At 38.9% G+C, this 25107-nt stretch carries 20 protein-coding genes; 17 read left to right on the forward strand and 3 right to left on the reverse strand.

All coding sequences use genetic code 11. The features are described from left to right. Positions 1-67 precede the first annotated feature (67 nt). The 8 genes from B4H39_RS02810 to B4H39_RS02845 all read left to right on the forward strand — a co-directional run bounded on the left by B4H39_RS02810 (position 68) and on the right by B4H39_RS02845 (position 12141). Positions 68-1072, forward strand: coding sequence for a competence protein CoiA (locus B4H39_RS02810; protein ID WP_251422361.1), 1005 nt, complete (start codon positions 68-70; stop codon positions 1070-1072). Next, positions 1056-2861: an oligoendopeptidase F gene (gene pepF / locus B4H39_RS02815; protein WP_251422329.1), complete on the forward strand. Its 1806-nt coding sequence runs from the start codon at positions 1056-1058 to the stop codon at positions 2859-2861. The genes B4H39_RS02810 and pepF overlap by 17 nt, the downstream gene beginning before the upstream one ends. Next, a complete protein-coding gene (locus B4H39_RS02820) occupies positions 2861-3544 on the forward strand; it encodes an O-methyltransferase (protein ID WP_202230919.1) in 684 nt (227 codons plus the stop codon). The genes pepF and B4H39_RS02820 overlap by 1 nt, the downstream gene beginning before the upstream one ends. 328 nt (positions 3545-3872) lie before the next feature. Then, complete coding sequence (locus B4H39_RS02825) at positions 3873-5366, forward strand: helix-turn-helix domain-containing protein (RefSeq protein ID WP_202230606.1); 1494 nt, start codon at positions 3873-3875, stop codon at positions 5364-5366. Between the two features lie 171 nt (positions 5367-5537). Then, on the forward strand, positions 5538-6920 hold the full coding sequence (locus tag B4H39_RS02830) for a lytic polysaccharide monooxygenase (protein ID WP_286927487.1): 1383 nt from the start codon (positions 5538-5540) through the stop codon (positions 6918-6920). A gap of 390 nt (positions 6921-7310) precedes the next feature. Next, entirely contained in the window at positions 7311-8219 is a 909-nt protein-coding gene (locus B4H39_RS02835) for a peptidyl-prolyl cis-trans isomerase (RefSeq protein WP_202230604.1), read from the forward strand. 248 nt (positions 8220-8467) lie between these two features. Then, on the forward strand, positions 8468-11092 hold the full coding sequence (gene alaS / locus B4H39_RS02840; RefSeq protein ID WP_251422324.1) for an alanine--tRNA ligase: 2625 nt from the start codon (positions 8468-8470) through the stop codon (positions 11090-11092). Between the two features lie 251 nt (positions 11093-11343). After that, entirely contained in the window at positions 11344-12141 is a 798-nt protein-coding gene (locus B4H39_RS02845) for a MurR/RpiR family transcriptional regulator (protein WP_251422321.1), read from the forward strand. Between the two features lie 23 nt (positions 12142-12164). On the opposite strand, the gene B4H39_RS02850 is transcribed toward B4H39_RS02845, so the two are convergent. Beyond that, the gene (locus B4H39_RS02850; RefSeq protein ID WP_251422318.1) at positions 12165-12425 is read right to left on the reverse strand and encodes a hypothetical protein; all 261 of its coding nucleotides are present in this window, start codon (positions 12423-12425) and stop codon (positions 12165-12167) included. A 399-nt stretch (positions 12426-12824) separates the two neighbouring features. Here B4H39_RS02850 and B4H39_RS02855 point away from each other — a divergent pair, with 399 nt between their 5' ends. From B4H39_RS02855 to phoU, 9 genes are all read left to right on the forward strand, one after another. Continuing rightward, complete coding sequence (locus B4H39_RS02855) at positions 12825-14258, forward strand: 6-phospho-beta-glucosidase (RefSeq protein ID WP_251422315.1); 1434 nt, start codon at positions 12825-12827, stop codon at positions 14256-14258. Positions 14259-14436: 178 nt separating this feature from the next. Further along, positions 14437-14904, forward strand: a complete 468-nt coding sequence (smpB, locus tag B4H39_RS02860) for an SsrA-binding protein SmpB (RefSeq protein ID WP_251422312.1) — start codon at positions 14437-14439, stop codon at positions 14902-14904. A 252-nt stretch (positions 14905-15156) separates the two neighbouring features. After that, entirely contained in the window at positions 15157-16044 is an 888-nt protein-coding gene (locus B4H39_RS02865; RefSeq protein ID WP_251422309.1) for a phosphate ABC transporter substrate-binding protein, read from the forward strand. Between the two features lie 181 nt (positions 16045-16225). After that, complete coding sequence (locus B4H39_RS02870; protein ID WP_251422306.1) at positions 16226-17077, forward strand: phosphate ABC transporter substrate-binding protein; 852 nt, start codon at positions 16226-16228, stop codon at positions 17075-17077. Positions 17078-17092: 15 nt separating this feature from the next. Further along, a complete protein-coding gene (pstC, locus tag B4H39_RS02875; protein ID WP_202230590.1) occupies positions 17093-18016 on the forward strand; it encodes a phosphate ABC transporter permease subunit PstC in 924 nt (307 codons plus the stop codon). Further along, complete coding sequence (gene pstA / locus B4H39_RS02880; RefSeq protein WP_202230589.1) at positions 18016-18903, forward strand: phosphate ABC transporter permease PstA; 888 nt, start codon at positions 18016-18018, stop codon at positions 18901-18903. Before pstC ends, pstA begins: the two co-directional genes overlap by 1 nt. An 18-nt stretch (positions 18904-18921) precedes the next feature. Beyond that, a complete protein-coding gene (pstB, locus tag B4H39_RS02885; RefSeq protein WP_202230588.1) occupies positions 18922-19725 on the forward strand; it encodes a phosphate ABC transporter ATP-binding protein PstB in 804 nt (267 codons plus the stop codon). 13 nt (positions 19726-19738) lie between these two features. Beyond that, positions 19739-20500, forward strand: a complete 762-nt coding sequence (pstB, locus tag B4H39_RS02890) for a phosphate ABC transporter ATP-binding protein PstB (RefSeq protein WP_237459950.1) — start codon at positions 19739-19741, stop codon at positions 20498-20500. 55 nt (positions 20501-20555) lie between these two features. Beyond that, positions 20556-21209: a phosphate signaling complex protein PhoU gene (gene phoU / locus B4H39_RS02895; protein ID WP_202230587.1), complete on the forward strand. Its 654-nt coding sequence runs from the start codon at positions 20556-20558 to the stop codon at positions 21207-21209. Positions 21210-21369: 160 nt separating this feature from the next. Here phoU and serS read toward each other — a convergent pair whose 3' ends face one another. Further along, entirely contained in the window at positions 21370-22641 is a 1272-nt protein-coding gene (serS, locus tag B4H39_RS02900) for a serine--tRNA ligase (protein ID WP_251422300.1), read from the reverse strand. Between the two features lie 1085 nt (positions 22642-23726). Further along, positions 23727-24692: a ribose-phosphate diphosphokinase gene (locus B4H39_RS02905; protein WP_202230585.1), complete on the reverse strand. Its 966-nt coding sequence runs from the start codon at positions 24690-24692 to the stop codon at positions 23727-23729. Positions 24693-25107: the final 415 nt, after the last annotated feature.

The raw sequence follows: 25107 nt of genomic DNA on the forward strand, positions 1-25107 counted from the left end.
TGCGAGTTTTTTTTGCTTTATCTGTAATAAAAAGTGATTTATGAAACGAATTTACGTGTTAGAAGGTATGCTGATAGCCTTAGATAAAAATGGACAAACTGTAAATATACTAGAGAGTAACAAATTGAAAGAACCCTTTTATTGTCCAGCTTGCAAATCATCCGTGCGTTTAAAAAAGGGCAAGATAAAAATTTCACACTTTGCTCATATCTCTTTACAAAATTGTTCTTCATGGTCTGAACATGAATCTGCTCAACATTTGGAGTTAAAACTTGGTTTGTATCAGTGGCTACGTCAAAAAGAAAAAGTTGAAATTGAAAAGTATTTACCACAGATACAGCAGACAGCGGATTTATTAGTGAATGACAAATTAGCTATTGAGATACAGTGTTCCTCTCTCTCGCTACAAAGATTAAAAGAGCGCACATTAAGCTACAGGGCCAATGGCTACTATGTTCTTTGGCTTCAGGGAAAAGATTTATGGCTAAAAAATTCTTTGACTGCTTTACAAAAAAGTTTACTCTATTACTCGGAAAACAGAGGCTTTTACTTTTGGGAGTTAGATTTAGAAAGACAGAAAGTACGCTTAAAATCCTTGATACATCAAGACTTACGTGGGCGACTTATTTATCTCACAGAAGAATTTGACTGGTTTCAAGGAGGACTTTTGGAAGTGCTTCGTTTGCCATTTAAGGAAAAATTAGACCTGCATTTAAAAGCTCCACCAAGCAAAGGAATGCAGTCTTTTATTCAGAGACAGCTTTATCATCAAGTGCCGAAATGGCTTAAGGTACAAGGAGAATATTATGAAGCAGGAGAAAACTTATTAACATTGGACTTGGATAAAGGGTACTGGAGTCCGCCAGGCCTGAATTTGTTGACGTATGCCTTGAAAAAGGAAGAAAAACAATATTTTTATCAACTGGATCATTCCTTAGAGAGTTACTATCGAAATTTTTACGAAAACTTTGCAGCAAGAGAGCTTGAAACACTGCATGCACCGCGTTTCTATGCTATAATTAAGGATAAAAATGAAAAGGAAGATAGGAAGAAAAATGGTCAAAAAACGTGATGAGATAGTTGAAGCGTTGACTTGGGATTTGACGACAATCTTTGAAAGTGACGAAGCTTGGGAATTAGAGTTGAAAAAACTTCAGAAGGGGTTGGAAGAAGTAGAGCACTTTGAGGGGCATCTTCTGGATAGCGCGCAAAGTTTACTAAAAATTACAGAAGCGGAACTAGAGTTTTCACGGGCAGTTGAAAAAGTATATGTTTATGCTTCAATGAAACATGACCAAGATACTCAAGTGAGTCTTTATCAAGAATACGAGGCCAAAGCTACACAGTTATACGCAAAACTTGAAGAAAAGTTTGCCTTTTATGAACCAGAATTTCTCGAATTATCTCCAGAAGATTATAAAAGATTTAAGTCAGAAGAGCCAAAGCTTGAACAATTTTCGCATATGTTTGAGCGTCTTCTTGCTAAGAAAGCGCATGTCCTCAGCCAGAAAGAGGAGAAAATGCTGGCCGCAGCAAGTGAGATTTTTGGTGCAGCAGCAGAAACTTTTGAAATTTTTGACAATGCAGATATCAAGCTTCCGATGATTAAGGATGAAAAAGAGCGAGAAATCCAGCTTACGCATGGCAATTATACTTCGCTCATGGAAAGCAAGGAACGTAAGGTTCGTAAAGCAGCGTATCAAGCCCTTTACAGCAATTACGAACAATATCAACATACTTACGCTAAGACGCTTCAAACGAATGTCAAGGTTCATAATTTTAAAGCTCAGGTGCGGGGATATAGTTCAGCACGTCAAGCAGCGTTGGCCAGTAATTTTATTCCAGAAAAAGTTTATGACAAGCTATTGGAGGTTGTAAATAAACATTTACCCCTCCTGCATCGCTACATGAAACTTCGAGGAAAAATCCTAGGTTTAGAAGATGACTTGAAGATGTATGATGTTTATACACCTTTATCCCATCTTGACTATAAGTTTAGTTATGCAGAAGCCATCCAAAAATCACAAGAAGTTCTTAAAGTTTATGGGGCGGAGTACGCTGCTCATGTGGAAAAAGCTTTTAACGAGCGTTGGATAGATGTTGCAGAAAATATTGGGAAGCGTTCCGGTGCATATTCTGGAGGTGGCTACGACACCAATGCTTTCATACTGTTGAACTGGCAGGAAACTCTAGATGACTTGTTTACTTTGGTCCATGAGATGGGGCATAGTATGCATTCAACATTTACAAGAGAAAACCAACCCTATGTTTATGGTGATTATCCGATATTTCTTGCAGAAATTGCCTCAACGACGAACGAAAATATACTGACAGAACGCCTTTTGGCTGATACGGAAGATGAAAAAGAACGTTTTGCTATTTTGAATCACTGGCTTGACGGTTTCCGAGGCACGGTTTTCCGGCAGAGTCAATTTGCCGAGTTTGAACATGAGATTCATAAAGCCGACCAAGAAGGAGTGGTTTTGACCAGTGCTTTTATGAATCAACTTTATGCTGGACTTAATGAAAAATATTACGGCTTATCTGCTGCAGAAAATCCTGAAATTCAGTATGAATGGGCGCGGATTCCGCATTTTTATTACAACTACTATGTTTTCCAATATGCCACAGGCTTTGCTGCAGCCAGTTATCTTGCAGAAACGATTATACATGAGAATAGAGAGGCGCGTGAAAAGTATCTGGAATACTTGAAAGCGGGATCGAGTGATTATCCATTGGCTGTAATTGCTCGAGCAGGTGTAGATATGGAAAGTAGTGCGTATTTGGAGTCAGCTTTTGCTGTTTTTGAAAAACGATTGAATGATCTTGAAAAATTGGTTGAAAGAGGGGTTCATTTATAATGGTTTTGACATACAAGAGAACAAGTAATCCCATGATGAACCGACCTGTTGTAAAGAAAGAAATTGTAGACTTTATGCGAGAACGTCAAACGCAAATTACAGGTCCACTAAAAAATGTTGAGACATTTGCTCATGAAAACAATATTCCTATCATCCCACATGAGACAGTTGTTTATTTCCAATTGCTGTTGGATCTCATGAAACCGAAGAGAATTCTAGAGATAGGTACAGCTATTGGTTTTTCTGCACTGATGATGGCTGAAGCAGCACCTGAAGCAGAAATTATTACGATTGATCGCAACCCAGAGATGATTGCCCTAGCTAAAGAGAACTTGGCGATATATGATACTAAAAAACAAATCACCCTTTTAGAAGGGGATGCAGCAGAGCTTTTGACAGACTTAGAGGGAGAGTTTGACTTTATCTTTATGGATTCCGCTAAATCCAAGTATGTTGAGTTTTTGCCAAAGGCAATGGCGCTACTTTCTGAAAACGGTGTGATTATTATGGATGATATTTTTCAGGGAGGAGAAATTCTTATTCCTATTATGGAAATTAAACGTAATCAACGTGCGCTTGAACGTGGATTACGTCGCCTTTTTGATGAGGCTTTAGACAATCCAAAGTATCTTACAAGCATCCTTCCTTTGGGAGACGGCATCTTAATGATTAAGAGGAGATGATACGAGAGACAGACAGGTAAAGAGTGAACGATGAGAGAAAAGTAAGGATTTCGATGAGAATTCTTGCTTTTTTTGTCTGTGAACCTTGGTAGGAAATCATTTTCTGTTTATTTTTACTTTCCGAATTTAAGACTGTAATCATAGAAATTTCGGTTCAAATTGTAGCTGTAAACGCATTCATAGACTGTTTCGCTATTGCATATTATTTTGAAGTCCTCAGGCAGTACTTTAAAATAAGATTATACAAATAAAAAATAGCAGTCTGAGTTTAAGTTGAGATTATCTAAATGTAAAAACAGTTATTATCTATAGAGATATGAGGTATATTATGATTACAAACCTACTTTATGCTATGAATTCAAGCAAGTCACATTGTCGTCGAATAAGTATTCTCCAAATGCTAGATTCAGAGCCAGAAGGACTTGCAGTGCGGGAAATTTCAGAGACATTAGAGGTCTCTAAAGTAACGATTGTTGCGGATATTAAGCATCTAAGACGAGAGCTGGCACCCCGTCAAGTGCAGATTCTTGCTGAGGATGACAGATATAAACTAGAATACCCTGATTGGTTCAATTCAGACTTGCTGTGTAATTTATTGAATATGAATGAACTCCCTTATATTATCATGGAAAATGCGGTAATGGGACGGGAGATGGATATAAATAAGGCGACAGTGCTTTATCAAGTTTCTCGAACTAAACTCATGGCTGTGCTAGAACATATGAATACAGAGCTCAGTCGATTTTCTGTCAAAATTTCTTTGAAAAACCTCACACTTGAAGGACGTGAGGCAGACGTACGTTTTGTTTATTTTGTCTTTTTTTCTTTCTTGAGTGACGGGAGTAGTCTTTATGCAGAAAGTGCAGCATTGGCAGACTATATGATTAAGGAACAGAAAAAAAGGTTTAAACAGCCTTTAAATTTAAACTTTTCTAACCTCTCCATTCATCTTGCAATTACTGCTTTACGCTGGAGAAATCACTGTTATATAGAGTTACCTGATGAAGCGATAGTTGAATTTAAAGCATGTGAGGATTATGTGGAAGCTTCACAAATAGTTGAGCAGATTTACAAGAGACTTTATCCTCATGGCAATGCTGTGACTATTCCAGAGACGGAAAAATATTGGATTTGGATTTCAGCTTTGTACCATACATCCTATGTTGTAAGGGAGGAGTCCTATATTCCAGATTATCCAGCCAAATCAAAATCTAAGGTATTCTTGGAGTCTTTAAACTTCCTATTAAAGGACAAAGAAGACGGTGAGGAAAAGTCTATCCTTTCTCTATACTTGTATAATATTATGGTTTTAGGAACGATGACAAGAAATTATGAACGTATTCTTCCATCCCTTAAAAAAGCAATCAAGCTCAGTCACCAAGAGAAGTTTGTTTATTGGTTAGACCTATTGAATCAACAACAAGAGGAAACAGTATTTTATTTTGAACATAAAGAAGATGTTGCGGCTAGTTTGGCCTTGATTCAGGCAAACCTAGAAAGAAAAACATATATGAATGATTTGGACGAAATTCATATTGTTGTTGCTTTGCAAGGCCAACCAGGCTTGGAACAATACATTATAGATGTTGCTAAAGATGTTCTCCCTCAGGATGCTGCTATTAAATTTTATTTGGATGAACCAGTGACACAGAGAGAGATTAATCAATTTGGGCCATGCCTAATTGTTTCAAACTTCCTATTAAATGAGAGTTTAAAAACGGAAGCGCACGTTGTGACAATGTCAAAAATCCCAAAACTGACCGACTGGGGACGTATGCGGGAAGCAATAAATAAGATACATAAATTTAAACGCACTCTATAGTGCATTTTTATTTGTGAGCTCAAAATTAATTAGACAGAATATCGCTGAAAAATAATAAAAAAAAATAAACGAGGATTTAAAAATAAAAAAATAAAAGCCAAATAAAAATATTAAAATAAGTCTTGTAAGTTATAAAAGTTACAAAAATAAAAGAACTATGGAGACATAAAAATGAAAAAGAAACTTTTGATTACCTCAGCAGCTATGTTGCTTACAGCACTCTCTTTTGGAATGACTGCTCAAGAAGCACAGGCACATGGTTATGTAAAAAGTCCAGCAGCACGAGGATATCAAGGTCAATTGGATAAAGATAAATTAGGCTGGACACCAGCTTTCAACCTTTATGGTAATGTTATTACTAATCCACAGTCATTAGAAACAGCTAAAGGTTTCCCTCAAGCTGGTCCAGCAGATGGTAAAATTGCTTCTGCTGAAGGTGGACTTGGTCAAATTGGAGATTTCGTACTTGATTTGCAATCGCCAGACCGCTGGAAGAAACAAGATGTCACAACAGGAGTAAATACATTTACTTGGCATTATACAGCACCACATAAAACAGCTAAATGGCACTATTACATTACAAAAGTTGGTTGGAATCAAAATGCACCGTTGAGACGTGATATGCTCGAGAAAATCGGTGAAGTTGATGGTAAAGGCCTTACAGCTGATATGGATCTTAGCCATGATATAAAAATCCCTGAAGACCGTAAAGGTTACCATGTTGTTCTTGCTATGTGGGACATAGCAGACACGCCAAATGCCTTCTATAATGTTATTGACGTTAATGTTGAATCAGACTTTACAGGGCCAACATTACCTCAAGCACCAGAAGTACCATCAGGCTTAAAAGCAGATGAAGTGACAAAAACTTCAGCAAGCTTGTCATGGAATCTCCAAACAGATGCTTCAAGCTATCTCGTTTACAAAGATGGGCAACAAGTCGCAGAGGTTGAATCTGGCAACTATGAAGCAAAAGGCTTGAAAGCTAACACTACTTATGAGTTCCAAGTTGCAGCAAAAGGTGCTAACGGCATGGTCTCTGAAAAGTCTAAAGCAATAACAGTTAAAACGGATGCTGAAGGAGTGGTAGAATTCCCGACAGCACCAAAGAATCTTCATTCGATGGGTGAGACAACATCATCTGTTGACCTTATGTGGCAAGCAGCATCACACTCAGAAGGAATTAAACATTATGAAATCTTCCAAAACGGTGTAAAAATTGCTGAAACAAACAAAACTTCATTTATGGTAAAAGGACTGGCATCTGACACAAGCTTTGATTTCCGAGTAAGAGCTGTTTCAAATACTGGAACAACTTCAGAATTCAGTAATACCTTGTCAGCTACAACCTTGAAAGAAGAAGATGGGGGTGAAATTCCAGGTGATGTACGTGAGTTCAAGCTAGGAAGCTTCACTGCCCCTGAAGTCTACTCTGCTAATGAAGAAATTGCTTATAAGGGTAAACTATACAAAGTTTTGGTAACACACTTTAACTATGGTGACGCATCATGGACTCCAGATAATGCCGCTTCTCTCTTTGTTGAAGTCAAATAAAAGCCATAACTAAAAATTTCTTTTAAGAAACTTTTAAAAACAAGTAAAACCAATCAGACATCTGAGCATGCGATTGGTTTTATTTGCGTACCCCTAAAGATTATCTTAGCTGAATATTTTTTTGTGAAATAAGTATCCAAAACTAAAACTTTTAAAAAGAATATTTTGTTCTAGAAAAATGCAAGTGCGACTGTAGAAAAGAAGGTGAATACTTTGGATTTTTTCGCTCTAATACAAGGTTTTTTATTAAAATTTTACAGCAGATACTGTCGTAATAATAAAATATACAGCTGAAATGCAGTTTAGGTTTATTTAATATTTTGTGTTATAATGATGTTACAATAACTAATATTTACTTAGGGTTTAAATGACCCTCGTGAGGAGAACACTTTGAAATTTAAAAAATTGAACATCTTGCTTGCAACAGCTGTTGCAGTTGTAGGTCTTGTCACACTTTCAGCATGTGGAAATAATAATTCGACAGGTGCCAATATTATCACAATGAAGGGTGATACTATTAACGTTAGTGACTTCTATGGTGAAGCTAAAACTTTCCCTAACATGCCTGCCACAGCTCTCTTACAAAACTTGACAATGTCAAAAATGTTTGAAAAAGACTTTGGTGATAAGGTTTCAGATAAAGACGTTCAAGCGAAGTTTGATGAAACTAAGAAACAAATGGGAGAACAGTTTGCTGCGGCTTTGCAACAACAAGGGTTCACTGAAAGTAGCTACAAAGCTTATGTTCGTCTTCAACTGTTGCAGGAATATGCAATTGAGAAAAAAATTGAAGATACACAATACACAGAAGCTAACTTGAAAGCAGCTTGGGCAGACTTCCATCCAGAAGTCGAAGCGATTGTTGTACCAGAAACAACTAAGGATGCAGCGACAAAAGCTATTGAATCTGCCAAGTCAGATGCGGCAAAATTTGAAGAAGATAATAGCAAGAATAAACAGAAGTTTGACTCAACAAACACCACTATTCCTAAAGAGGTGCAAACAGCAGCTTTCAAGTTGAAAAACGGCGAAGTTTCTGAGGTTATTGAGGCAACAAATGCTTCTACTGGAACAACAAGCTATTATGTTGTGAAGATGATTAAAACATCAGATAAAGGTTCAGACATGAACAAGTACAAAGATCAGCTTAAAAATGTGATTAAAGCAGAAAAAATGGCAGATACAACATATGTTGCAGGTGTGATTGGAGAGTATCTCAAAGCACATAATGTCACTGTCAAAGAAGAAGCCTTTTCAACAATCTTCTCACAATTCACATCAGGTTCATCATCTAAATAATGAAAAATAAGTGACTTTACAGAGAGTCGATGTTAGGTGAAAGTCGACAAGTCAGTGTGCTTAAAATCTAAGGATTTTTATTCAGCAGGGAAAGCTGCTTTATCAAGCAAAATAAAGACGATGTATTCATCGTGAATGAGGGTGGTACCGCGTAAGTAACGCCCCTCGTTTGCGATGGATTTTTTGTTTTTATATTGTGTGAATATTCACATAAAATATATGAAAGCTATTTTATTAGGAGAGTAATTATGAAAAAAATGACTTCTACAGAAGTGCGCCAAATGTTCCTTGATTTCTTTCAATCAAAGGGACACTCTATTGAACCTTCACAATCATTGGTTCCTGTTAATGATCCCACTTTGCTTTGGATTAACTCAGGGGTTGCCACATTAAAGCCCTACTTTGATGGTTCAGTTGTTCCTGAAAATCCGCGCATCACCAATGCTCAAAAATCGATTCGTACAAATGATATCGAAAATGTGGGCAAGACAGCACGTCATCATACAATGTTTGAAATGCTAGGTAACTTTTCTATCGGGGACTATTTCCGTGACGAAGCATTAGCTTACGCTTGGGAACTGCTCACAAGCAGTGAATATTTTGACTTTTCAGCGGAAAAGCTTTATATTACCTACTATCCGGATGATAAAGATACATTTAACCGCTGGATTGAGTTAGGTGTAGATGCAAGTCATTTGGTACCAATTGAAGATAACTTTTGGGAGATTGGTGCAGGACCATCAGGACCTGATACAGAAATTTTTTACGATCGGGGTGAGGCTTACGATCCTGAAAACATCGGCTTGAAACTTTTAGCTGAAGATATAGAGAACGATCGTTATATCGAAATTTATAATATTGTTTTGTCACAGTTCAATGCCGACCCAGCTGTTCCACGTAGCGAATATAAAGAATTGCCACAGAAAAATATTGATACAGGCATGGGACTTGAACGTATGGTTTGTATCATCCAAGAAGGTAAAACAAACTTTGATACAGATCTTTTCCTCCCCATTATTCGCGAAATTGAGCGTATCTCTGGTAAAACCTATGATCCGGATGGAGATAACATGAGCTTTAAAGTTATTGCTGATCATATTCGTGCGCTTAGCTTTGCCATTGGAGATGGTGCCCTACCAGGAAATGAAGGACGTGGCTATGTTCTTCGTCGTCTTCTCCGCCGTGCCGTAATGCATGGTAAAAAGCTGGGCATTGAAGGTAAATTCTTGGCTCAACTTGTTCCTATTGTCGGGCAAATCATGGAATCTTACTATCCAGAAGTACTCGAAAAACAAGATTTTATCATGCAAATTATCGACCGTGAAGAAGAAGCTTTTGGTCGTACAATTGATGAAGGAAGCAAGCTTCTTGATGAATTGCTTGCCAAACTTAAAGAAGAAGGAAAGACAACACTTGAAGGTCAAGATATCTTCCGCCTTTATGATACATATGGTTTTCCTGTAGAATTGACGGAAGAATTGGCAGAAGATGCTGGTTTTAAGATTGATCATGAAGGTTTCAAAGCAGCCATGAAGAAGCAACAAGACCGTGCACGTGCGGCGGCAGTAAAAGGTGGTTCGATGGGCGCTCAGAATGAAACACTTCAATCGATTAAGGAAGAATCAGAATTCCTCTACGATGTGGAAAAATATGATGCAAAACTCCTTGTTGCTGTTAAAGATGATGAGAAGGTAAATACTGCAAGTGGTGAGGCTCAACTTATTTTTGACAAAACACCTTTCTATGCTGAAATGGGGGGACAAGTTGCCGACCACGGTGTAATCAAAAATGCAGCAGGTAAAGTAGTAGCGGAAGTCAAGGATGTCCAACATGCACCAAACGGTCAAAATCTACATATGGTCAATATCCTTTCGACTCTTGCCGTTGGTGAGACATACACACTGGAAATTGATACAGAGCGCCGTCATGGCATTGTCAAAAATCATACGGCCACTCACTTACTTCATGCCGCTTTGCATAATATTGTGGGGGAACACGCACTGCAAGCAGGCTCACTTAATGAGGTAGAATTCCTCCGCTTTGACTTTACGCACTTTGCACCTGTAAGCAAGGAAGAATTAGCAGATATTGAGCATCAAGTTAACGAAGTCATTTGGCAATCATTGCCTGTTGAAACAATCGAAACAGATATTGAAACAGCGAAAGAAATGGGTGCAATGGCCCTCTTTGGCGAAAAATACGGTAAAAATGTTCGTGTTGTTAAAATCGGCGATTATTCTGTTGAGCTTTGTGGTGGAACACACACAGCGACGACAAGTGAGATTGGCCTCTTCAAGATTATCAAAGAAGAAGGCATCGGATCGGGCGTACGCCGTATTGTTGCTGTAACAGGTCAGAAGGCTTATGAAGCATTTAAAGCTGCTGAAAATACTTTGAACGAAGTTGCAGCAGCTGTCAAAGCGCCACAAGCAGCACAAGTTGTAGCTAAAGTAACAGCTCTTCAAGAAGAACTAAAAGCAGCTCAAAAAGAAAAAGAAGCTTTGGCAGGCAAGTTGGCGGCCAGCCAATCTGAAGAAGTCTTTAAAAATGTTCTCATGGCGGCAGATACTCGCTTTATTGCAAGTCAAGTAACGGTTCCTGATGCAAAAGCTCTTCGTAACCTTGCGGATATATGGAAACAGAAAGATTTGTCAGATGTGCTTGTGCTCGTAGCTAAGATTGGCGAAAAAGTGAGTCTTCTTGTGGCAAGTAAAACAGCTGACGTTAAGGCAGGAAACTTAATCAAAGAACTTGCACCATACATTGATGGCCGTGGTGGTGGTAAACCAGATATGGCTATGGCTGGTGGAACCAATGCAGTTGGAATCCCAGAGCTCATCGAAAATGTTGGTTCTAAAATAGCCTACAAATAATATTGGAATAAAAAATAAGGTCTTTTCGCAGAAAATCAAAATGGAGCGAAAAGACTTTTTTGACTTTGCGACAGTGCGGTTAAAGATGAGTTAGCAATTTGTAGATAAAATATCAGCCATTTTTATTGTTATGTTCGTGTCATATATTTTTGTCAAAGACAAAAATTCTTTTAGAATCACCTTTTATTGTATTCTGTAACGTATATGATATACTGAAGTAATCGAAAAAAACAGTTGATAAGGAGAAATGAATGATTGAAGATAGTCACTTAAATAAGCTCAACGATCTTGAAAGTATGGTTTTTGAACACGTGTTAAAAGAACCTGAATGTGTTATGAAAATGACCATTCGTGAATTTGCTTCTTCCGTTCATGTTTCAACAACTACGATTGTACGTATGACGCGTAAGTTAGGTTTTTCAGGTTGGAATGAGATGAAAGGCTATCTACGTGCTCAAAGAGATAAAATTTCGCTGAAAGCAGATGCTGCAGAATATGACAATCTTCTCGCCTTTGAACTGTTTACTAAACGCTTACGGAATCCGGAGTATTTGAAACTTATCGATGAAGCCGCAAAGCTCTTGGAGGAAACCGAATATACTGTTTTTATCGGTGTCGGAACATCTGGAGCTCTAGCTGACTATGGTACAAAGTATTTTAATAATGCAGGGCTTCCTGCATTTGAAGTGACCGATCCTTACCAGCCATTGATGACGAATAATGCTCAATCGATGACAGTTGTTGCCCTTTCTATTTCAGGGAAAACCAACTTCATAATTGGTTCTATCGCATCTTATAAAAGAGATGGTGTAAAAGTTATTTCGATTACTAATGAAAGGAATAATACTTTGTCTAATATGGCAGATGTTGCCATTCCCTATAATGTGGCAGCTGAAAGTTCTAAGGTGCATGCTTTGGGACAGCTGACGACTCAGTTACCTGTTGTTGCTCTTTTGGAGCGTCTGGCGCACCGAACACACAGTTTTCGGCAAGAAAAAAATAAAAATAATAGTGAAAAGGGCAAGACATTTAAAAGCAGTTTTCTTTAAAGAAGGCCGTTTTTTCAAGGAAATTAACTGGCTAATGGTTTGAAGAATAAACCTGCAGTTAAAGAAAGCTCTTCTAGCGTTGACAGTGTTAAGATAAGAGCAAGATTCAGATAGACTTGGGAGAAGAAAGCACCCACAAGAGAGGAGAGCTTCGCAGATAAACCCCAATGGATAATGATGACAAGCCAGCCTTCATCTTCTGACTGGGTTTTACGTAAGAGAGGTGCAGCTATGACTGCTCCACCAAGATATAGTAGGGGTCTGTTTCGAGAAATTCTCCTCATAGTTGGTGCTTTATTTTGAAGTCCTTAAAAAGTTATCCTGATAATTCCGAATACGATTCAGAAGTCCAGATGTTACGATAAAAATAATACAGAACTTTTCCTCCTTGTTCTGAAAGTTGTGGGTCTATTAGATTCTTTTTAATAAGAAAATACGCGCGCTATAAGTAGTTTTTCTCTTGGATGTAAAATCCTGTGAAACAGTGTTATAAATGATTTTGAGGGATGTTTTAAAGTTGGTATTGTCTATTTTTGACACTTTTGTTTCGAAAAACAGGAACAAAAGTATCAGACTTTCCTTAACTTTGTAAACTTGTTTTTGTTATAATATAGACATTGATAACGCATACATTACGAAAAGGTGTATGCAGCAAAATCTAACATACATAAAGGAGCATTAATATGCCATTATCTAAAGATTTTCTCTGGGGCGGCGCAACGGCTGCCAACCAGTATGAGGGCGGCTGGAATCAAGGTGGTCGTGGGCTTGCAAATGTGGACTTGGCCCCACATGGTGAGCGCCGAGGAGCGATTATTTTAGGACTTGAAAAACATCTACAGCCAGAAGAAGGGCTCTTCTATCCAGGGCATGAAGCCGTTGATTTCTACAACCATTGGCAAGAAGACATTGCATTATTTGCGGAAATGGGTTTTAAAACTTTCCGGATGTCTATTGCTTGGTCGCGGATTTTCCCAAAAGGCGATGAGAGTCAGCCTAATGAAGAAGGACTTCTCTTTTATGAAAAAATATTTAAAGAGCTGCGCAAGTATGATATTGAACCTCTGGTAACTATCACACACTTTGATATTCCAATGCATTTGGTGACAGAGTACGGGGGCTGGCGTAACCGTAAGATGATTGGTTTTTATGAAAATTTAGTGACGGTTTTGTTCACCCGTTATAAAGGTTTGGTCAAATACTGGCTCACTTTTAACGAAATCAACGTTCTTTTGCATGCGCCTTTCATGGGAGCAGGGGTTTATATTGAGGAAGGTGAAAACCGTGATGAAGTTCTCTTTACTGCAGCACATCATGAACTTGTCGCCTCAGCATTAGCAACAAAAATTGCGCACCAAATAGATCCAGAAAATAAAATTGGTTGTATGGTAGCAGCCGGAGATTACTATCCATGGGATTCCAAACCAGAAAATGTTCGTGAAGCTCTTGATAAAAATAGAGAAAATCTTTTCTTGATTGATGTTCAGGCGCGTGGCAAATATCCGAATTACTTCTTGAAGCAACTGGAACGTGAGGGAATTTCTTTGCCTATGGTTGAGGGGGATGAAGAACTTCTTGCCCAAAATACCGTTGATTTTGTATCCTTCTCTTATTATTCTAGCCGTGTCGCAAAAGTTTTAGAAGAAGGGGATGAGGAAACTTCTGGTAATATCTTTGCCTCTATTAAAAATCCATATCTCAAAGCCTCAGAATGGGGCTGGCAGATTGACCCTGTCGGTTTACGCACAACCATGAATACCCTCTACGACCGTTATCAAAAACCGCTTTTCATCGTTGAAAACGGCTTAGGAGCCGTGGATAAACCAGATGAAGACGGTTATGTCGCTGATGACTATCGAATCGCTTATCTGGCAGATCATATCGCCGAGATGGTGAAGGCGGTTGAGTTGGATGGTGTTGAGCTTCTGGGTTATACTTCTTGGGGCTGTATTGACTTAGTTTCAGCCTCAACGGGCGAGATGTCCAAACGCTATGGCTTTATCTATGTGGACCGTGACGATCAAGGAAATGGAACACTACAGCGTACACCGAAGAAATCCTTCAATTGGTACAAAAAAGTCATTGCTTCGAATGGTCAAGATTTGAGTAATGATTGATAGATAAATGTGTCTGTGCTTAGTAACAGATGAGCTTTTTGAAAGAAGGGCAACAATTCGCTTTTTCTGCCATAACAAGCTGTTTTCATTGCAGCTAATGGAAAATGCTTCTTTGAACGAGAAGGTTATAATAAGTTGATGAAAAGCACCTTCTCTATTTTTCTGTTATAATAAACTCATGGTAAAAAACACAGTAGACAAGCCCTTAGCGCAAAATAAAAAGGCGCGGCATGATTATGAAATTTTTGAGACTTTTGAGGCAGGTATCGTTTTAACAGGAACGGAGATTAAGTCGGTTCGTCAAGCCAAAATACAGATAAAGGACGGTTTTGCACGTGTAAGAGACGGAGAAGTTTGGCTTTCCAACGTTCATATTGCTCCTTTTGAGCAGGGAAATATTTTTAATGTGGACGAGTTGCGTACCCGTAAACTCTTGTTCCATAAAAAAGAAATTGCCAAAATTGAGAAAGAACTCGCAGGGACAGGAATTACTTTTATTCCTCTGAAAGTTTATCTCAAAAATGGTTTTGCCAAAGTGCTTATGGGTCTAGCTCGCGGTAAAAAACAATACGATAAGCGTGAAACCTTAAAACGCAAAGAGCAAAACCGTGATATAGCCCGTCAACTTAAGGCATATAATCGCTAAAAGAGTCAGAAAGTAACTTTCTAAACTTCTTTAAAACGAGAAAAAACAAAAAATGGAATCGCTCAACCATAGGCGGTTCCATTTTTGTGAACTTTGAACAAATAGAACTTTTAAAGAAAGAAGCAAGTTATTTACCAACCATTTACCCAGTATTTACGAAGTATTAACATTTATCTATCCTTTCCAATGTTAAGATAGTGATGTAAGTAAAGGAACTTACGAGAAGACAAAGAAATTATTGGAGAACATCTCATGAAGAAAAAGTTACTTTCTGGAATTATCGCTGGTGCAGCCCTCCTGACTCTAGCAGCTTGTGGAAACAGTGATACAGCAACAAACAATACGGACTCATCTGCTTTAGCAGGAAAAATCATTGCTGGAGGTTCGACAGCTCTACAGCCAATGGCTCAACAAGCTGCAACAGAGTATACAGCTCAAAAGCCAGAAGTTCAAATCACTGTACAAGGTGGCGGATCAGGTGTAGGTTTGACTCAGGTCTTAGCAGGAACCTTTCAAATCGGTAATTCAGATATCTTTGCAGAAGAAAAGTCAGGCATTGATGCTTCTAAACTGAACGACTATAAAGTAGCTGTTGTGGGCTTTGCTCCAATTGTAAATAAGGATATAAATATCGAAAACTTATCAACAAAACAGTTGATTGATGTTTTCACAGGTAAAGTTAAGAATTGGAAAGAAGTTGGTGGACCAGATGAGAAAATTACAGTAATCGGTCGTGCAGCGGGTTCAGGTACGCGTGTGAACTTTAATAATTTAGCGCTTGGTGGTGCAACAGAAGTTGATGGACCAACACAGGATGCAAGTGGTACAGCAGTTACGATGGTTGGTCAAACACCTGGGGCAATCTCTTATGTAGCCTTTTCGTATCTTGACAAGAGCAAAGACATCAAAGCGGTAAGTATTGACAATGTGAAACCGACAGTGGAAAATGTTGCTGATAATAGCTACAAAGTTTGGTCGTATGAGCATATGTATACAAACAAAGACAAGGAAACATCGGTCGAAAAAGATTTTATTAAATATGTTACCGAAGATGATAAAACAATCAAAAAATTAGGCTATATCCCAATTTCAGAAATGAAGGTTGAACGCGATTCTCAGGGGAAAATTACCAATAAATAAGCTATAGTGAAACCAGTGTCTAATTCTTTCAAGAGAAACTTTATTCTTTACAGAAATGACAGGAGCAGGAGTGCTTGAGCAATATTTCAAGTGCTCTCTTTGCGCTTTCATTTACAAAATGTTTACATTGTAAGCGTTAAGTATTCAGTCATTTAGGTTTGATTTATGCTAAAATAAAGTTATGAAAAAGAAAATTTTAATGGCTTTATTTGCAGCAATGAGTCTTGTGACTTTGGCGGCATGTGGGCCGAATTCAAATCAGGTTACAGTGGGTGGTTCAACAGCTTTAAAACCACTGGTGGAACAAATTTCTTTGGACTATATGAAAAAATATCCAGAAGATATTATCATGGTTCAGGGCGGTGGTTCAGGAGTGGGGTTAGCACAAGTGGCAGCAGGCTCTTTCCAAATTGGTAATTCAGATATCTTTGCTGAGGAAAAATCAGGTATAGATACTTCTAAGATTACTGGAAATAAGGTTGCAGTTATTGGCTTTTCACCAATAGTTAACAAGGAGCTTGACTTATCCGGCGTGACGCAAGAACAGCTGATTGCCATTTTTACAGGTAAAGTAAAAAACTGGAAAGAAGTTGGTGGACCAGATCAGGAAATTACCGTTATCGGACGCACATCAGGGTCAGGAACGCGTGTGAACTTTGATAACTTTGCTCTAAATGGTGCGCGTGAAATTGATGGTCCAACACAAGATGCTTCAGGTTCAGTTGTGCAGCTGGTCGGTCAAACACCAGGGGCTATAAGTTACGTTTCCTTCTCCTATATGAACAAACCAGGTATTAAACCGCTAAGTTTGGACGGGGTAGAGCCTTCGGATGCTAATGTAACGACCAATACTTGGAAAGTTTGGTCTTATGAACACATGTATACGAATAATAAAAACGAAAATTTTGTAGAAAATCGTTTTATCAGCTATGTAAAAAAGGATACAGCGACGCTAAAAAAACTTGGCTTTATTCCCATATCAGAAATGAAAGTAGATCGTGATTATCAAGGTAAAGTTACACCGATTAAATAAATGACTAGGGTATTTATGGAAAATTCAAAAATTAAAGAAAAATTACTTTCCAACTCGAAAGATTCGCGTTTGGAAAAATTTGGTAAGACATTGACGTTTTTATGTATTGCTATTATTGTCTTTGTCGTTGGACTCATTTTGGTCTTTGTCGCTCAGAAAGGACTTTCAACTTTTTTTGTTGATGGAGTTAATCCTTTCCGATTCCTCTTCGGAACACATTGGGAACCAGGAGCGATTGGTCCTGACGGAAAACCTGCAGTTGGCGCTTTGCCAATGTTTACAGGTTCTTTAATCGTTACGGTACTTTCAGCATTAGTTGCTACACCTTTTGCTATTGGTGCAGGAATCTATATAACTGAAATTTCGCCAAAATATGGGGCAAAAATTTTGCAACCGGTTATTGAGCTTTTGGTGGGTATCCCATCAGTTGTTTATGGTTTCATTGGTTTAACTGTTGTTGTTCCACTTATCCGTAATACATTTGGTGGAACAGGTCTTGGGTTGTTGGCAGGGGTATTTGTTCTCTTTGTCATGATTTTACCTACAGTTACTTCGATGACTGTAGATGCACTTAAGGCAATTCCGCCGCATTATCGTGAAGCTTCACTTGGTTTAGGCGCAACCCGCTGGCAAACCATTTGGCGTGTTTTGCTCCGTGCAGCAGCACCTGGTATCTTGACTGCTGTAATCTTTGGAATGGCGCGCGCCTTTGGTGAGGCTCTAGCTATCCAAATGGTTGTCGGAAATGCTGTAACAATGCCGCAAGATCTTGTTTCTCCAGCTTCAACTCTGACTTCAATTTTGACATCAGGTATTCCAAATGCTACTCCAGGTATCCAACTGAATGCACTTTGGTCTCTTGGACTTCTCCTCCTCCTTATGTCATTGCTGTTCAACATCGCGATGCGCGCTATTGCTAAGAAAGGAAGCCTTAAATAATGAATGCTAAACGTACAGATAAGATTGCCACAGGCGTTCTTTACGCCCTTTCAGGCATTATTGTCGCTATACTTGCTTTTCTCTTGATTTATATTCTAGTTAAAGGCTTGCCTTTTGTTTCGTGGGACTTTTTGACAACACCCTCTAATCCATTGACTGGAGGGGGGATTGCTATCCAGCTGTTTAATTCGGTTTACTTGTTAGTGGTAACATTGATTATCTCTATCCCTTTGTCACTAGGTGCAGGTATTTACCTTTCAGAGTATGCCAACCAAAAACACTGGTTGACAGGGGCAGTTCGTTCAGCTATTGAAGTACTATCATCCCTTCCTTCAATCGTTGTCGGTCTCTTTGGGATGTTGCTCTTTGTTATTCAGTTTGGGCTAGGGTTCTCAGTATTATCAGGTGCTCTTGCGCTTACGGTTTTCAATCTTCCTTTGATGACACGTAATGTTGAAGAGTCATTGCGTGCGATTCCTACAATGCAGCGTGAAGGCGGATTGGCACTGGGCTTATCAAAATGGGAAACAGCCACTAAGGTTATCCTACCAGCGGCTGTGCCCGGTATCCTGACTGGGGTTATCTTATCCTCAGGGCGTGTTTTTGGTGAGGCAGCCGCTTTGATTTATACTGCAGGTCAAACTAACTTGCCGATTAACTGGGCCAATTGGAACCCAATGTCATTGACAAGTCCCTTATCCCTTTTTCGACCGGCAGAAACATTAGCTGTTCACATCTGGGCTTTGAATACTGAGGGAACAATTTCAACAGCGACTCAGATTTCTGCAGGAGCTTCTGCAGTCTTGATTATCTTTGTTCTCTTGTTCAACCTCGGAGCACGTTTCCTTGGAAACCGTCTCCATAAGAAACTCACATCTGGAAATTAGTAAGGAATAGAGAAAAATATGGCAACTTATGATTGGAACGAACGTCACATTTTGACTTTCGACAAAGATATCGCGCTTTCAACGAATGATTTGCGGGTTTTCTATAATGGCACAAAAGAGGCGATTCATGGGGTTTCTATGCAATTTCCCAAAAATCAGATTACGGCTCTAATCGGACCATCAGGTTCTGGTAAATCGACTTATCTGCGTTCTCTAAATCGTATGAATGACACGATTGACGGTGCCCGTGTGACAGGTGAAATCATGTATGAAGGTGTCAATATTAGTGATCCTAAAGTCAATGTTTACGAAGTGCGCAAACAGATTGGAATGGTTTTCCAAAGACCAAATCCTTTCCCAAAATCAATCTACGAAAATATCGCCTTTATTCATCGCCGTGAAGGGATTAAAGACAAGAAAAAACTAGACGAAATTGTTGAAAAATCCCTCAAACAAGCAGCTCTATGGGAGCAAGTCAAAGACAGTTTAGACAAGTCTGCTTTGGCACTTTCAGGCGGGCAAGCTCAACGTCTTTGCATCGCTCGAGCACTTTCAGTTAAACCTGAGATTATCTTGATGGATGAACCAGCCTCAGCTCTGGATCCAATTTCAACCATGCAAATTGAAGAAACGATGACAGAGCTGAAGAAGGACTATACGATTATTATCGTCACACACAATATGCAACAAGCCAGTCGCGTGTCTGACTATACGGCATTCTTCTATTCGGGCGATTTGATTGAATATGACGAAACAAGCAAAATCTTCACGCAGCCAAACCTCAAAGCTACAGAAGACTATGTTTCAGGACACTTTGGATAATCGAGAGGACAATATGACAAAAGAAGCAATTTTAACAGTCAGCGACCTTTCGCTGTATTACAGTAAGAAAAAAGCGCTCAATCAAATCAATATGGAATTCTATCCTAATGAGATTACAGCACTTATCGGCCCTTCTGGATGTGGTAAATCAACGCTCTTGCGCTCTATTAACCGCATGAATGATTTGATTTCGACAGTGACCATCACTGGTGCTATCATGTATAAAGGTCATAATATATATAGTCCCAAAGTGGACACAGTGGACTTACGCAAGGAAATCGGAATGGTTTTCCAACAACCCAACCCTTTCCCGTTTTCAATCTATGAAAATGTTGTGTATGGTCTTCGGCTTAAGGGGGTTAAAGATAAAGCACTGCTTGATGAAGTCGTTGAAAACTCTTTAAAAGCAGCCAATATCTGGGATGAAGTGAAGGACATCCTCCATACTTCAGCACTTGGTTTATCTGGTGGGCAGCAGCAGCGTGTGTGTATCGCGCGTGTTCTTGCGGTCAACCCTCAGATTATCTTGTTGGATGAGCCGACTTCCGCGTTGGATCCTATCTCTGCTGGACACGTGGAAGAAACGCTTTTGGAGTTAAAAGAAGATTATACCTTAGCCATTGTGACTCACAGTATGCAACAAGCCTCACGTATATCAGACCGTACAGCATTCATGCTCAATGGTGATTTGGTGGAGATGGATAACACGAAAAAAATCTTCCTTAATCCCGAGAAACAAGAAACAGAAGATTATATTGCTGGTAAGTTTGGATAATATGATATGATGGAAAGAGCACCTATTGCTCTGCGCTTAGTTAAGAGGAGAAAAAATGTTACGTACACAATTTGAAGAAGAACTCAACAAACTTCACAACCAATTTTATTCAATGGGAACACAAGTATCTGCACAATTAAATAAAGCAGTTCGTGCCTTTGTAAGTCATGATCGTGAGCTGGCAGAAGATGTCATCACAAGCGACGAAATGATTAATCAATTGGAAACAAAGTTGGAAACAAAATCGTTGGAAATGATTGCGTTGCAACAGCCTGTTTCAGGGGACTTGCGGACGATTATTACTGTGCTTAAAGCTTCAAGTGACTTGGAACGTATGGGAGATCATGTCACTTCGATTGCCAAAGCGGCGATTAACCTGAAAGGTGAAGAACGTATCCATGAAGTGGAAGAGGATATCTCACTTTTAGGAGAAAAGGTAAAAGCTGTCGTGGATGCTTCATTGAATGCTTATATTCAAGGCAATGATAAACGCGCACGTGAAATCGCGGATCAATACCAAACAGTAAAAAATGTAAGTGGCGAAATTCAAGAGAAAATATTGGATGCCATGAAAGAAAATACAGAAACAATTACGACAGGTAAAGATTATCTGATGACCCTTGTGTTCCTGGAGCGTATCACAGGTTATGCGGTCAATCTTTGTGAATGGATCGTCTACTTGAAATCTGGTAATATTGTTGAGTTATAATCAAAAAAAGTTTGAGCTTCAGGCTTTTTGTTTCAAAGCTTAGCTTCTAAAAAATGAAAAATGCTTAAGAGCCACGTAATGTACTGCACTTAAGCATTTTTGTTTTTGAGATAAATCGGAAAGAGTTACGGTTTTTACCTCCAGTCTTCCAATTATTATCTTATTTAATAACGTCCAAACCACCCATATAAGGACGAAGAACTTCAGGGACAGTAACTGAACCGTCTTCATTTTGATAATTTTCAAGAATAGCTGCTACTGTACGACCAACAGCAAGACCAGAACCATTTAGAGTATGAAGGAGACTTACTTTACCCTCTTCATCACGGTAACGAATCTGAGCGCGACGTGCTTGGAAGTCTTCACAGTTTGAACAGCTTGAAATTTCACGGTAAGTGTTTTGGGCAGGAATCCAAACTTCCAAATCGTAAGTTTTAGCGGCTGAAAATCCCATGTCTCCTGTAGAGAGAACAATTACGCGATAGGATAATCCTAATTTTTGAAGAATATTCTCAGCATTTTCAACCATTTTTTCTAATTCGTCATAAGATTTTTCAGGGCGAGCAAACTTGACCATCTCTACCTTGTGGAACTGATGAAGACGAATCAACCCACGTGTATCACGTCCAGCAGAACCTGCTTCAGAGCGAAATGACGGAGACATCGCTGTGAAGTAAACAGGAAGCTCAGTATTGTCCAAGATTTCGCCGCGGTAGTAGTTCGTCAAAGGAACTTCAGCTGTTGGAATCAGCACAAGACCACGGTCATCATTTAGCTCAAACGTGTCTTCTTTAAATTTAGGATATTGACCTGTACCAAACATAGAGTCTTGGTTAACGATGTAAGGCGGTATCATTTCAGTATATCCTTCTTTTGCATGTTCATCTAGCATGAAGTTGTAGACAGCGCGTTCTAAACGAGCACCAGCTCCTTTATAGAAGAGAAAACGAGAGCCAGAAACTTTTCCGCCACGTTCCCAGTCCAGAATGCCAAGAGATTCTCCCAGCTCCCAATGTGCTTTTGGTTCAAAGCTAAACTCAGGCGTTTGACCGATACGGCGAATTTCGACATTGTCATCTTCATCTTCGCCTACAGGAACATCATCATGTGGTAAGTTAGGCAAAGTTGTTGTATAAGCTGTGAGTTTTTCTTCGATGTCCGCAAGCGCAGCATCAATAACTTTAATATCCTCAGAAACTTGTTTCATGGCAGCTATTTTCTCAGAAGCATCACCTTTTTCGCGTTTAATACCAGCGATTTCATCAGATACAGTATTACGTTTCTTTTTCAAGTTTTCTGACTGTACAATTAACTCACGACGACGTACGTCAAGGTCATGAAGTTCTTGAAGTGTTTCTTTTTTTACACCACGAGTTTCAAGTTTTGCGGCAACTCCGTCAAAATCTGCACGGATTTTTTTAATGTCAAGCATAAAATCTCCTTCTAAATATAAAATAAAAAGCCCTAATCCTCCTATAAAGAAGAATTAGGGCGCCATAAGCACGGTTCCACCTAAATTTCCTACCCTATGGATAGGACTTTAGTTCCCTTATCGCGAGAAACACGTTCCTGCTTTCACAAGAAAAAACAAATCAAGAAGCAGAATGTTTAGAGTATCTTTACTTGCTTCCAGCAACCGCAAGCTCTCTAGAAAAGATGGGCTCAAAACTAACTTCTACCGTCATTCTATCAGAATTTTATAAATTTCGCAAGTGATTCTCAGAATTCATCACGACAAATGCATGAAAATTAAACAATCATCCTGCTTTGCTTGGTCAAAGATGATGAGGACAAGCTGCGTAAGCTTTTACGCATCAATAGTAAGACCATGTGAGATACGGTGACTTTAAAGTGAAACTATTTTTCACCGAATAAAGAGCTAAAAGTGAATGTTTTTTAGCAAACGGCTTTTAGAAGCCTGTTTTTTTCTATAGACAGTAGAAAACTTAAGGGTTAATAGAGAGATTTGCTGTTCTCTTTTTATATCCCAGAATGCTGAAAGTAGTCATCAAAAGGGAGCCGCTAAGTAGCATTGTGTGTGTTTAACAGTTTTTGTCTAAATAGCTCCTTGTTTGTCAAGGCTTTCAATAAAACGAACAGTAAAAATTCATTGCTTAATAAGGGCTGGCATAGGCGCAGAGTCAGATATCAAAGCCATGTGTCACAAAGAAGCTGCTTAAATATTTGGTGAGGACAAGTGGTTACATATCTTTGCCTGTAATCCGCCTTTTCTTTGCGTCCTTATTCAGCGTTTTTGATTTTACACCGTCTTGATCTTGTGGAAGCTTGAGGCAAGGACAAGTAAGAGGCGTTTCTGAATTTTAGGGTACTTCAATCCTATAGAAAACGCTGAGATTTCATAATCTTAGCGTTTTTTAGCAATCTTGTGTTTATAGAAATTTGCCTATAAGTACTTAACGTATTTTGGCACAATTCTGTCAAATGGAAAGAATCACCTGCTTGATTGGACTCAATTTGCACATTTGAGTCTTACAAGCTATTGTTTAACTATAATTTTTAGTCCTGAGTTTTATCAAACTGAAAGAGTGGGGACACAGGACGGCCCTCGTGAATGCGAAGGATTGCATCAGCCATATGCTCATCTACACTGAGATATTTTACATTATTAGGCTTTCGGTTCTTAGTAGCAACGGAGTCTGTAACAAGGACTTCACAAATGCCAGAGTTTTCAAGCAAGTCTGCTGCCGTTTTTGTGAAGAGACCATGACTCGCTACAGCATAAACGTCTTCTGCACCAGCTTCTCGAACGACAGAAGCAGCGTTTGAGAAAGTCACACCTGTGTTTAATATATCGTCAATAAGAATAACTTTCTTACCTTCCACATTACCGATGATATAACCATTTTCACGTTTAGCATCATCGTCTTCATAGTCAACGATGGCTATAGGAGATTCCAAGTATTCAGCAAGGCTGCGTGCTCGTTTAATACCAGAGTTTTTTGGCGCAACAACCACGACGTCATCACCAGACAATCCTTGATTCATGTAATATTCTGCGAAAAGAGGAACGGTGAAAAGATTATCTACAGGAATGTCAAAGAATCCCTGTACCTGAACGGCGTGAAGATCCAAAGTTAAAACACGATCAGCACCAGCTTTGACAAGCATATCGGCTATAAGTTTAGCTGTAATAGGTTCACGGCTTGAAGCTGTACGGTCTTGACGTGCATAGCCAAAGTAAGGCATAACAATGTTGACAGAGTGCGCAGAAGCACGGACGCAGGCATCAATCATGATTAACAACTCCCAGATATTGTCATTAACAGGATAGCTGGTTGACTGGATGATATAAACATCATGATTGCGGACACTTTCTTCCATATTGATCATGATTTCTCCATCGGAAAACTGTTTTGAAGTTACTTTTCCCAAAGGAACATCCATAATTTTGCTGATTCTCTCGGCCAATTCTGGGTTTGAGTTCAGTGAAAAAAGTTTAAGGTGTGCGTCAGAATAAGTCACGATTCTTCTCCTACTATTATATGATATGTCTATTCTACCAAATTTGGAGGGGATTTCATAGCTTTATTTTACGTGAACTTCTTCACGCAAAATAAGATTGTGCGACAATAATGAATCAGGTATCTTTGTTTTGCTTTCTGAAAAATAGAAGGTTTTTCTACAGTTCTTCTAGAAGACGTACGCTTAAAAAATAAAATCGGAACGGACTGGTAGGGGAGCAGTAAGGAGCGTCTAGCAGCTGCTTTATGAGGTTATGTTAATAGAACATAGTGAATCTGCTTTGATTTCGCTTTATGCAGGAAAAGTATCCAAGTATGTTGTGAAATACCTTACTTGGCAGGAAACAACTGATACTTTTGATTCTTTCTTGAGTTAGATTATGATTTTTTAAAGCTTGAATTGTCAAGTTAAGTGC

The organism is Lactococcus sp. UBA7128 (genome assembly GCF_002492185.1).
In the GTDB taxonomy this organism is placed as follows: Bacteria; Bacillota; Bacilli; order Lactobacillales; family Streptococcaceae; genus Lactococcus; species Lactococcus muris.

Bases quoted from the DNA above. Each gene is read 5' to 3' on its own strand.
- pstC (WP_202230590.1), top strand. From the start codon at position 17,093: ATGGAAAATTCAAAAATTAAAGAAAAATTACTTTCCAACTCGAAAGAT.
- phoU (WP_202230587.1), top strand. From the start codon at position 20,556: ATGTTACGTACACAATTTGAAGAAGAACTCAACAAACTTCACAACCAA.
- pstB (WP_237459950.1), top strand. From the start codon at position 19,739: ATGACAAAAGAAGCAATTTTAACAGTCAGCGACCTTTCGCTGTATTAC.
- B4H39_RS02845 (WP_251422321.1), top strand. From the start codon at position 11,344: ATGATTGAAGATAGTCACTTAAATAAGCTCAACGATCTTGAAAGTATG.
- pstA (WP_202230589.1), top strand. From the start codon at position 18,016: ATGAATGCTAAACGTACAGATAAGATTGCCACAGGCGTTCTTTACGCC.
- alaS (WP_251422324.1), top strand. From the start codon at position 8,468: ATGAAAAAAATGACTTCTACAGAAGTGCGCCAAATGTTCCTTGATTTC.
- smpB (WP_251422312.1), top strand. From the start codon at position 14,437: ATGGTAAAAAACACAGTAGACAAGCCCTTAGCGCAAAATAAAAAGGCG.
- pepF (WP_251422329.1), top strand. From the start codon at position 1,056: ATGGTCAAAAAACGTGATGAGATAGTTGAAGCGTTGACTTGGGATTTG.
- pstB (WP_202230588.1), top strand. From the start codon at position 18,922: ATGGCAACTTATGATTGGAACGAACGTCACATTTTGACTTTCGACAAA.
- B4H39_RS02850 (WP_251422318.1), bottom strand. From the start codon at position 12,425: ATGAGGAGAATTTCTCGAAACAGACCCCTACTATATCTTGGTGGAGCA.
- B4H39_RS02855 (WP_251422315.1), top strand. From the start codon at position 12,825: ATGCCATTATCTAAAGATTTTCTCTGGGGCGGCGCAACGGCTGCCAAC.
- B4H39_RS02825 (WP_202230606.1), top strand. From the start codon at position 3,873: ATGATTACAAACCTACTTTATGCTATGAATTCAAGCAAGTCACATTGT.
- B4H39_RS02820 (WP_202230919.1), top strand. From the start codon at position 2,861: ATGGTTTTGACATACAAGAGAACAAGTAATCCCATGATGAACCGACCT.
- B4H39_RS02810 (WP_251422361.1), top strand. From the start codon at position 68: ATGCTGATAGCCTTAGATAAAAATGGACAAACTGTAAATATACTAGAG.
- B4H39_RS02865 (WP_251422309.1), top strand. From the start codon at position 15,157: ATGAAGAAAAAGTTACTTTCTGGAATTATCGCTGGTGCAGCCCTCCTG.
- serS (WP_251422300.1), bottom strand. From the start codon at position 22,641: ATGCTTGACATTAAAAAAATCCGTGCAGATTTTGACGGAGTTGCCGCA.
- B4H39_RS02870 (WP_251422306.1), top strand. From the start codon at position 16,226: ATGAAAAAGAAAATTTTAATGGCTTTATTTGCAGCAATGAGTCTTGTG.
- B4H39_RS02830 (WP_286927487.1), top strand. From the start codon at position 5,538: ATGAAAAAGAAACTTTTGATTACCTCAGCAGCTATGTTGCTTACAGCA.